The 10,900-nt window shown below is 36.0% G+C and carries 7 protein-coding genes; 5 read left to right on the forward strand and 2 right to left on the reverse strand.

Going from position 1 to position 10,900, the window contains the following annotated elements; translation table 11 throughout:
• The first annotated feature begins 251 nt into the window (after nt 1-251).
• The 4 genes from H6F62_RS06020 (at nt 252) to H6F62_RS06035 (ending at nt 8,132) form a co-directional block, all read left to right on the forward strand.
• Nucleotides 252-1,589, forward strand: coding sequence for a P-loop NTPase fold protein (locus H6F62_RS06020; protein WP_190371566.1), 1,338 nt, complete (start codon nt 252-254; stop codon nt 1,587-1,589).
• Nucleotides 1,559-6,694: a PD40 domain-containing protein gene (locus tag H6F62_RS06025; RefSeq protein WP_190371567.1), complete on the forward strand. Its 5,136-nt coding sequence runs from the start codon at nt 1,559-1,561 to the stop codon at nt 6,692-6,694. The genes H6F62_RS06020 and H6F62_RS06025 overlap by 31 nt, the downstream gene beginning before the upstream one ends.
• Nucleotides 6,695-6,743: 49 nt before the next feature.
• Nucleotides 6,744-6,983, forward strand: coding sequence for a 2Fe-2S iron-sulfur cluster binding domain-containing protein (locus tag H6F62_RS06030; protein ID WP_137907864.1), 240 nt, complete (start codon nt 6,744-6,746; stop codon nt 6,981-6,983).
• Between the two features lie 339 nt (nt 6,984-7,322).
• The gene (locus H6F62_RS06035) at nt 7,323-8,132 is read left to right on the forward strand and encodes a tryptophan-rich sensory protein (RefSeq protein ID WP_190371568.1); all 810 of its coding nucleotides are present in this window, start codon (nt 7,323-7,325) and stop codon (nt 8,130-8,132) included.
• Here the strand turns inward: H6F62_RS06035 and lnt are convergent.
• Nucleotides 8,129-9,757, reverse strand: coding sequence for an apolipoprotein N-acyltransferase (gene lnt / locus H6F62_RS06040; protein ID WP_190371577.1), 1,629 nt, complete (start codon nt 9,755-9,757; stop codon nt 8,129-8,131). The two genes, H6F62_RS06035 and lnt, sit on opposite strands and share 4 nt — an antisense overlap.
• Nucleotides 9,758-10,012: 255 nt before the next feature.
• Between lnt and H6F62_RS06045 the strand changes: the two genes are divergently transcribed.
• Complete coding sequence (locus H6F62_RS06045; RefSeq protein WP_190371569.1) at nt 10,013-10,507, forward strand: methyltransferase domain-containing protein; 495 nt, start codon at nt 10,013-10,015, stop codon at nt 10,505-10,507.
• On the opposite strand, the gene H6F62_RS20855 is transcribed toward H6F62_RS06045, so the two are convergent.
• Complete coding sequence (locus tag H6F62_RS20855) at nt 10,496-10,675, reverse strand: C4-dicarboxylate ABC transporter (protein ID WP_116543444.1); 180 nt, start codon at nt 10,673-10,675, stop codon at nt 10,496-10,498. The genes H6F62_RS06045 and H6F62_RS20855 overlap by 12 nt on opposite strands.
• Nucleotides 10,676-10,900: the final 225 nt, after the last annotated feature.

The raw sequence follows: 10,900 nt of genomic DNA on the forward strand, positions 1-10,900 counted from the left end.
TCTTGATAAATATTAGTTTTAATATAAGTAAGTTATCTGTTAATGATTCTGTGTTCTCTTGTCTTGATCAACGAATGTTGACTCCGCGTATATTGAGACCCGGGAGTGTGAATGTTTAAGATCAGACTATGAAGAAAAAGATAAAATTATTTGTACTTCTATACCTGATTATTGCGGATAGGTCTGATTTTTCACTGTAAAAAGAAAATGACAAGTGGTGTCATGACCATTACAGTGTAAACCGGATTTTTATGCTTCTTAATTTAGAAAGATTTTATCAAGCTTGTAATCCTTCTCGACCTTTGATGATTGAGAATTTAGACGACCGGAGCTATTATATTGATTTTGCTTCAGTGCGTGGGGGTAAGATCATTGAGGCTTTGCTGCGGACTATTACCAGAATTTCTCCCAATATACCAACTTGTCAACTATTTACCGGACATTTGGGTTGTGGGAAATCAACGGAACTGTTAAGGCTCAAAGCAGAGTTAGAAGCGCAAGATTTTCATGTTGTCTATTTTGAGTCTACCCATGTTTTAGAGATGGTGGATATAGATATTACAGATGTTCTTTTAGCGATCGCTGGTTTGGTCAGTAAAAGCATGGAAGCAATAAAACTCCGTGTCCAACCTACGTACTTTACTAAATTGTTTAGTGAGGTGGTGGATTTTTTGCAAACACCGATAGAATTAGGAGTAGAAGCCGAATTATCCGTAGGTATTGGTAAAATTACCGCCAAAACCAAAGAAAGTCCACACTTACGCAGACGGTTAAGAGACTATCTAGAACCACGGACAGAAAATATCCTCCAATCAATTAACACAGAACTACTAGATCGAGCCAATTTAGAACTAAAAGCTAGGGGTAAAAAAGGATTAGTAGTCATTGTTGATAACTTAGATAGAGTAGCCATCCGTCCATTACCTTCTGGGCGATCGCTACCGGAATACTTATTCATTGATCGAGGAGACCAATTACGAAAACTGAATTGCCATATAGTTTATACTATACCCTTAGCACTAACATTTTCCAACGATAGCGCCCAACTACAACATCGTTTAGGGGGGGGACTAGCACCGAAAATATTACCAATGATCCCAGTGCGTCAACGTTCTGGGGAAATTAACATAGAGGGACTAGAACTCATGCGCCAAATGGTATTAGCAAGAGCATTTCCCAACAGTTCACCCCCAGAGCGTCTAAATTTAATTACCCAATTATTTGACAATAGTGATAGTCTAGATAGACTATGCTTGATTAGTGGTGGTCATGTCCGCGACCTGTTAGGATTACTATTTGATTGTTTACGAGAACAAGATCCACCCTTTGACAGAAATTGTGTAGAATTGGTAATCCGAAGACAACGAGATTATCGTGCTAATGCCATTGATATGAATGAGAGTGAATTAATATTTCAGGTGATCCAAGAACAACGAGTTAAAGGAGACATAGAGTACGAGATTTTATTACGTAGTTTATTTGTATTTGAGTATCGTGATCACCAAGGAGTTTGGTTTGCAATTAACCCAGTTTTAGCAGAAACCGAAAAATTTAAATCATGGTTAAAAAACAGCAAGCAGATGATATAATCGCTACGAATAAACAGTCATTACGTAGTTTAGACAGAGCCATTACCTTTTCTAAAAATCAGTTTTCAGTCATCTTATTGTGCTGTAACTATAAATTTTTGCATGAGTTAATCCGGCAACAACTAGTAGAAATTGGTTGGGGAACTGACAAACTCCAAACTATCACTTTAGATAAAAAAACCACAAGTTTATATACAACAATTCAATCACAACTCAGCTTAACCCAACCTGCTGGATTAATGATTACCGGGTTTGAATTAGTTGATGACATAGACGATCTTTTGCGTTCCATTAATCAGGTGCGGGATGAATTTCGCAAATGCTATCAAATGCCCATGGTTTTTTGGATAAATGATCAAATTTTAGCTAAAATTTGGCAGTTAGCTCCCGATTTTGCCAGTTGGGCGGCCACGCCAATTAGATTTGACATGAATTCCCAGGGGTTGCTAGAACTTTTGCAACAAGAAACAGAGAATTTGTTTACCGAAATTTTACAAGGTGACTATACTCAGAGCAATCACATCAGGTTAGAAAAAATCTGGACAAATAAGAATCAACTCCATTATGCAATTTTTGAATTGAAGAACTGGGGGATAGAAATAGAACCAGAATTAAATTCCAGTTTAGACTTTATTTTTGGCATAGATGATTATATCAATAATCGAATTTATTCTGCTTTAAATAATTTTCAAAAAAGTTTGCATTTTTGGGATCAACAGGAAAATTTATTTCCAGAAAGAGAAAATACAGAAAAATGTATTAAGAGTTGTGGCGACTGCTATAGCAACAAAGATCATTCTGCTCTTGACTATAAGTATCCTTTAAAAAAGGCAATTTTATTGTTGTACGTTGGACTATGCTTTTATCGTCTTGCTAAACAAAATAAAAGAGCAAGTAAGTGTAATTTGCAATCAGCTAAAACAAGTATTTCGCAATCCTTTGAGATATTAGAACTTACTGGATGTAAAAAATTAGTATCTGAATTTATTAGGCAATTAGCAGAAATTTTATATATTTTAGGAGAATGGACAGAATTACAGGTTGTTGCTGAAAAATCCCTAGAATTACATCGAATATATGGGCAGAAAATTCAAGTAGCTTGTGATTATAATATTTTAGCACATATAGCTTTGCATAATTCAAATTCGATGCAGGCTAGTATTTTAGCATATACATCATTAATATACCTAGAAAAAGCCAGAAATAACGAGGAATTAAATCATTATTTATTACCTCTACTATTAGAACAAATTTATATGTTAACCTTAGCCCAAGCACTTAATAATCTGGGAAAAATAACGGTAGCAGCAGAATATATAGATCAAGCATCTTACAAATTATTATTAGCTTTAGAAAGTAGTGAATATAAATATGATATATATCGTTATATTAACTTATTGGAACTTTTGAAATCTCTATACTTTCAAGCGGGTCGGTATCTTCAATCCTATATCATTAAACAAAAACTCAATTCTCTAGATCAACAATATGGTTTTGTGCCATTTATCGGTGCTGGATGTTTAAAACCGCAGAAAAGAGTCACCAACACCGGTTTAATATGTAAGTTGGGAAATAGTAACATAGCTTTAGAAATTACTGCTTCAGGCAGAGAAGATGATGTTAATAACTTAATTGGTAGAATTAGCCGTGCCGACCAAAAATTGATAATTATTCATGGACAATCAGGTGTAGGTAAAAGTTCTCTAGTTAATGCTGGCTTAGTTCCCGCACTGCAAAACCGCAGTGTAGGTGATCAAATTGCTGTACCAGTTGTTGTCCAAGTATATAGAAATTGGTTAAAAGAATTAGGGAACTGTTTAACTAAAGCTATGTTGAAAATGGCGAATAAATCAGCCCTAGAAATAGAATCTATAGAATCTTCAGATAATATCCAACCAGATATGAATGTTGATCTCATTTACCAACAACTCCGAAAAAATGCAGATAATCATCTAATTACAGTTTTAATATTTGACCAATTTGAAGAATTTTTCTTTGGTGATACAGACGGTCATCAAAAACAAGAATTTGATAAATTTATTAGTGATTGTCTAAGTATATCATTTGTAAAAGTTATTCTGACTTTGCGCGAAGATTATTTACATCGTCTCCTAGATTTTAAATATGTTTCATCAATAGAAACAATTAAAAATAATATTCTAGACAAAAAATTTCGTTATCAACTTAATAATTTTTCCGCTGAAAATGCCAGACAACTTCTTGAAAACCTAACTGAACGTTCCCATAAATTACATCAGCAATCACAACTCAAATTAGAACCAGCCTTAATTGATGCTTTACTGGCTGATTTGTCTTCAGAGGTTGGTGAAGTTCGCCCCATAGAATTGCAATTAGTGGGCGCACAATTACAAGATAAATGTATAACTACACTGGCACAATATCAACCCTATCGCCCAAAGAAGTTAATTCAGGAATATATCCAAGAATTAATTAAAGAATGTGGACAAGAAAATGAACGGTCTGCTCTGCTAGTTTTATATTTATTAACCGACGAAAATCACAAAAGACCCTTTAAAACCTATGCAGAATTAAAAGCGGAATTGTCAGAATTAGGAGACACCGGTAATTTGGATCTAATTTTGAGTATTTTGGTTAATTCAGGATTGGTTGTTATCTTTCATAATTGTCCCAAGCAATATCAATTAATTCACGATTACTTAGTAGGCCTAATTCGTCATTTAGAACAACAGGAATCTGGACTACAAACACAAATTAATCAATTGCGAGATAAGGTCAAAAATAGCTATCAAGAAATTGAACGGCTCAGAAGTGAATTAAGCAAAACAGAAGAGAAGGTTATTTTAGTAGAGACTCAAAATCAACAGGGAGATAATTTACTTACAGAAATAAGAGAATTACGTCAGCGAGAGGAAGAAACTCAAATAAAAATTGAACGCTTAAGAACTGAACTAAGAGAAAAAAAGTTAATTGAAAAATTAGTAGAAAGCCAAAAAAAACAACATTTGAATGCAATTAGATTAAATATTGCTTTGAAAATTGCTTTAACAGCTTCTATTATTGCTATTTTTAGCTTGGCTAGTTCTGTAATTACCTCCATGAATAGTGAAATACAAACCTTAAGTGCATCTAGTGAAACTTTATTTGCTGCTCACAAAGGTATTAATTCTCTCAAAGAAAGTTTAAAAGCAGGTCAAAAATTACATAAAACTTTATGGGTAGATGCTTCTACTAGGGAAAAAGCACTAACCGCAATGTACCAAGCAATTTATGGAGTCAAAGAACGTAACCGCTTAGAAGGTCATATATCGGCGGTGAAAATGGTAACATTTAGCAATGATAAATCCTTAATAGCTTCCGCAGGTGCGGATACAACAATTAATCTTTGGAGTCCTTGCGGTCTGTTATTAAAAACTTTATCGGGTCATGAATCTGTAGTCAATAGTGTTAATTTCAGTCCTGATAGTCAAATGCTAGTTTCTGCTGGTCAAGACAACACAATTAAACTGTGGAATCGTAACGGTGAGTTACTGAAAACTTTACTAGGTCATAGTTCTGTAGTCAATAGTGCTAGTTTCAGTCCTGATGGTCAAATTATCGCCTCTGCAAGTACAGATAAAACAATAAAATTGTGGAGTCGAGATGGTAAACTAATCACAACTTTACTAGGTCATGAAGATACTGTTTTAGCCGTAGCTTGGTCTAGTGATGGTAAAATTTTGGCTTCTAGCAGTAGCGATAAAACAATAAAATTGTGGAATCGAGATGGTAAACTAATTAAAACTTTACCAGCCCACGAAGATGCTGTTGTCGCCATAGCTTGGTCTGGTGATGGTAAAATTCTGGCTTCTGGGAGTTTAGATAAAAAAATCAAATTATGGAGTCGAGAAGGTAAATTACTAAAAACTCTAGCTGGACACAGCGGTGGTGTGATCGCTGTCAATTTTAGCCCTGATGGTCATACTCTAGCATCGGCTAGTATGGACGAAACAATTAAACTTTGGCATCTGAATGGTAATTTATTAGGAACACTGCGAGGACATAATAATTGGGTAAATAGCGTCAATTTCAGTCCTGACGGCCGAAGTTTAGCCTCTGGTGGTAAGGATAAAACTATTATTTTATGGCGTTGGGATAGTTTAATTTTGCGTAATCCCCAGGAAAATAACGATTGGGTAACAAGTATTAGTTTTAGTCCTGATAGTAGCATTGTTGCAGGAGCTAGTCGGGACAAAACTATAAAATTGTGGAATCGAGATGGTAAATTACTCAAAACCTTGGTTGGTCATCATGATCAAATTTGGGGTGTGGCCTGGTCTAGTGACGGTAAAATTCTCGCTTCTGGGAGTAAGGACAAAACAATAAAATTGTGGAATCGAGATGGTAAACTAATCACAACTTTACTAGGTCATAAAGATACTGTTTTAGCCGTAGCTTGGTCTAGTGATGGTAAAATTCTCGCTTCTGGGAGTAAGGACAAAACTATAAAATTATGGAATCGGGATGGTAAATTATTAAAAACTTTGGTTGGTCATACTCATGCTATTAACTGGGTTAGTTTTAGTCCGAATGGTAAATTATTAGCTTCTGCTAGTGATGACAAATTGGTTAAACTCTGGACAAGTGAGGGCGAAATCATCAAAAATTTAACAGGCCATACTCGCGGGGTCAATGGTGTAGCATGGTCACCCAATGGTGATGTTTTAGCTTCGGTTAGTCTTGATGGTATGGTTAATATTTGGGGTGAAAATGGTAAATTAATAAAAACACTAAGGGGATCTGGTGATGGTTTTATTGGTGTTAGTTTTAGTCCAGATGGTAAAACTTTAGCAGTAAACAGTGATCGTCAGGTTAAGTTGTGGAATAGACAAGGTGTTTTACTGATGTCTTTAAAAGGTGGTGATGAGGAGTTAACCGGTGTCAGTTTTAGTCCAGATGGTAAAATGTTAGCTGCTGGTAGTAGTGAAGGTAGGATAATTCTCAGGAAATTGTCAGATATTACATTAGAAAGTTTATTGAGAAGTAATTGCGATATAATAAGTGATTATTTACTATATAATCCGAATATGACTAGACGTGATGCTGATGGCGATCAAAGTTATCATAATTGGTGTGAGAATAATTAGGTGAAAGCAATAATAATTATTAACAATATTAACAACTCAAAACTGAGAAATGACTATGGAAATTACTTTTTTACCAGATGATGTTACTGTTAATGCTCAAGTGGGAGAACCTTTATTAGATGTAGCAGAACGGGCTGGGGTATCAATTCCCACCGGCTGTCGGATGGGTACTTGTCACGCTTGTACGGTAGAATTGGATGATGGGGAAATTGTCCGGGCTTGTATTACCGCAGTTCCACCCAGAAAGGAGAAGTTAGTCATACATCTTTTTAGTGATCCAAGTTGGTAATTATTAGACATTTAGTAAAAATTAAAATTACAGCGTATTACCATCAGGGTGAGGTACACTTTTGGCGGGCATCTTGCCCGCACCACAAGATTTTGATCATTAATATCTGTACTTCATCAGATTGGAAACTGCTGTAAATATGCGTTACTAGAAACCGTTGTGGGGACAATTCATGAATTGTCCCTAGAACCTTGACCAGAGGTGTCTAATTATGCAATTCTGATTTTATAGTTTCTGTCAACTACCTTTAGATAGTTGGATAAATAGAAATTGGTGTTTAATTATGATAATGTCATTAAAACGGACAGAAATTGATGTTTAAGCTCTATTATAGAATATATGCGGCGATCTACCCCTGACAATTACCAAAATTACCAAAATTACCAAAATTACCAAAATTACCAAGATTTTATCCGACAACTGATCACTTTATTAGCTATTGTTGGTTCTTTTTTAGTGAATGTAGCATTAAATATTTTTCCGCCCTATGGACTTCCTTTATATGCGGTTTATGAAAAATTTTACCAAGGTGTGCTGATTATCCCTGCTAACTATGCTTTTGGGGTATGGGGACTGATTTATTTAGGATTATTCACTTTAGCAATTTATCAATTTCTCCCCTATAAAAGAACGGATGAAGACTTACGTAAAATAGGGTATTTATTAGTTATTGCTTGTGTTTTTCAAAATATTTGGTTGTATTTATTTCTATCTAGATTCTTTACTCTTTCTCTGGTGGCCATGTTCGGTACTTTAGTACCACTAATGGTTATTTATCATCTTTTGCGTATTGGCAGAAAGCGGATATCTGGGAGAAAAAAGTTATGTTTACATATTCCCGTGAGTATTTATTTGAGTTGGACTAGTGTTGCCACTATGGTGAATGTGGCTTGTGTACTGTATTTTTATGGTTGGAATGGTTGGGGACTTAATCATCAAGTATGGGCTATGATCATGCTTGTGGTAGCTGCAACGATTGCGACTTTAATCACAATTACGTGCGATGATATTATTTATGTTTATGTGACATTTTGGACATTAATAGCGATCGCTATTAGACATAGTAACATTGATTTAGTGCGGAATTTAGGGATATTTTTGCCGATTATTTGCCTGCTGGTGGCACTAATTAAACGTTCCCGTGATTAAAAATGTAAAAATGATCTCACACAGTTTTTGCTCACCAAAGGCCAGACTAAGGCAGTTATAACCAAGATAAAAGGAGTTAACCAATCACCCCAGCGTACATATAAAGTCTGAGTTTGACGGGGATAAATAGTTTCTGCGTGGGTTTCGTAGGTATTATATCCTGATTTCCATAAAGTTTGACCATGAGGATTAATAAATGCGGAATAGCCGGTATTTGTTGCCCTTACAGCCCATCTATCAGTTTCAATTGCCCGCATGATATCCTGGGCATGATGTTGATTTGCCATTGCTGGCGTATAATGAGCATCATTAGCAGAACTGAGGATAAATTTCCCACCCATAGCAGCTTGATAACGGAAATTTTCCGCAAAAGCTGATTCATAACAAATACCAATAATCACCCTACCAAAAGGAGTATCAAAAATTTGATTAACTTGACCCGGAACTTGATGTGCTTCTAGTGGTGATAAACGTTGAATAATTCCTCCTAAAACATTTTCAAAAGGAATATATTCTCCTAAAGGAACAAGTTTAGATTTATCGTAACGGCTGGTAACTTCCCCATTTCCCAAAACTGTAAATAAACTATTTGTATAACTACTGCCTTGTTCACCAAAAGCACCTATCCAAGCTATCACACCCCGTTCTCGAATAGCAGCTAACAAAGGAGTTTGGGGTAAATTACGGGCAAAAATAGGTATAGAAGCTTCTGGAGTAAGAACAGCTTGGACACCTTGATTAGTTAAATTTAAATATCCTTGAGTGTAAGCTGTCATAGCCTGACGCAAACCTTGAGGAAGAACCTTAATTTTATTAGGAATATTACCTTGAATAATACCAATTTTTAAAGCTGTATTTGGGGTAAAATTCAAGGGGTTGCTATAGAGGATAAAGCCAATCAAATGGGAGGTAATTAAGAGAGTGGTGGCTAAGATTAAGTAGGAATTAACGAACCACAGAGGCACAGAGGACACAGAGGTTTTTGGATGAAGTGTTCTTTCTTCTTTCGCGCTTTTGCGCCTTTGCGTCAGATATTCAGCAATAAAGCCATTAAAAGCGACAATTACCGCAGTGACAGTATTGGGTCCTGAAAGTTGTCCTAAATGGAGAATTACGAGATTGTATGGTGATTGAGTGTACGCTAAAGAACTCCACCATAAAGGTCCGGCACTCCAGAGGCTTTCTAAGCCACACCAAAGGCTTATACCAATGAGAACACGCAAATAAGGGTTTCCCTTGTTTAGACGCACCATTAAAGCCGCCCAAACAGAGACGAAAATTCCCCCCCAGAGGCTGATAAATGCCCAACAAAAGAGGGTAATAATTAAGCTCGGTAGCCAAGGGACACCCAGCCAGTCCATGGGATGAATACCTGTAATCCATGATATGGCAACTCCGTGATAACCGATACCCCAGATGAAGCCAAGAACAGGGGGAGATGGATAATTTTCATCTGTCTTTAGTGTAAATTTAACTACTAGCATCCACAAGGGGGTTAGGGATACCCAGGCTAAGAACCATGCACCAATAGGGGCGACGGTTGTTCCCATGAATATGCCACTGAGGAGAGACAAGGTATAATAGATGATGGTATCGGATATCTTTTGGTGTCTGAGTTTTAGCATTCCCCAAAAATGTTGAACTTGTGCAAATACAGCGGTTTCCGATCTGATGAAGTACAAAGTTGAATGATGAAACTCTTGTAGTGCGGGCATCTTGCCCGCTAAATATGTACCTCATAACACCGGGAAGTGCTGTAAATAAATTAAATAAGGCGGCGTGTTAAGCTGTCATGTGAAAGTTTCAGTTGCATTAATACAAAGATTATTGTACAATAGGACTGATTAAAATAAGTAGCTACCCTTAGAACAGAATACCAGATGAAAAGTCAATATGTTCAATATGGATGCGGTCTTTCCTCACCTGATTCTTGGATTAACTTTGATGCTTCTCCAAACCTTTGGCTTGAGAGATTACCTGTATTAGGTAAATTTTACTCAGGCACTAAAGCTCTAGAAGGTGGAATGGTACGATTAAGATTTCCCGAAAATATTCGATACGGAGATATAGTTAAAGGGCTACCAATAGAACCAAACTCTTGCACAGGAGTTTATGCAAGTCATGTACTAGAACACTTAACTTTAGAAGATTTTTCCATCGCTCTTGAAAATACAATTAAAATTCTTAAACCTTCTGGATTATTTAGAATTATTGTACCTGATCTGGAAATAGCAGCCAAAAATTATTTGTCCTCTGAGGCTGAAACAGCATCAATAGATTTTTTGAAGTCCACCCTATTGGGAATTGAGAGCAGACCAAAAGGGTATGGCGGTTTTGTAACCCACATTCCGCACCCCAAACTGTCACAGAGGTAAATTACGTAGAGAAAAAATTAAAGAGAGCATCAAAACAAACATATAAAGTGAAAAAAGGCATTTGAGAAACAGTAAATCACCAAAAACGTCATCAAAACCTATTCTCAATAAGAAGCAATAAGAATGCACACCACCCGGAGAGGACAACAAATAAATAAAATCAGAGATTCAAGAGACAAATCATAAGTTAGTCTAATCAATTAAAGTAAAAAACGAAATTATAGACCTAGTAAAATGGAGCTATAAATCAAAGAAATTAGCTCATCTTTACAAGAGAAATTACAGCAGTTTCCGAAGTTATGAGGTACAGTTAGTAATAATAAAGATAATACTGTCATGAAAGCATATTCAGTGGATCTCCGAGAAAAAATAGTTGCAGCCCATATTGAGGAA

It is taken from the genome of Anabaena sp. FACHB-1391 (assembly GCF_014696755.1).
Taxonomy (GTDB): domain Bacteria; phylum Cyanobacteriota; class Cyanobacteriia; order Cyanobacteriales; family Nostocaceae; genus Dolichospermum; species Dolichospermum planctonicum.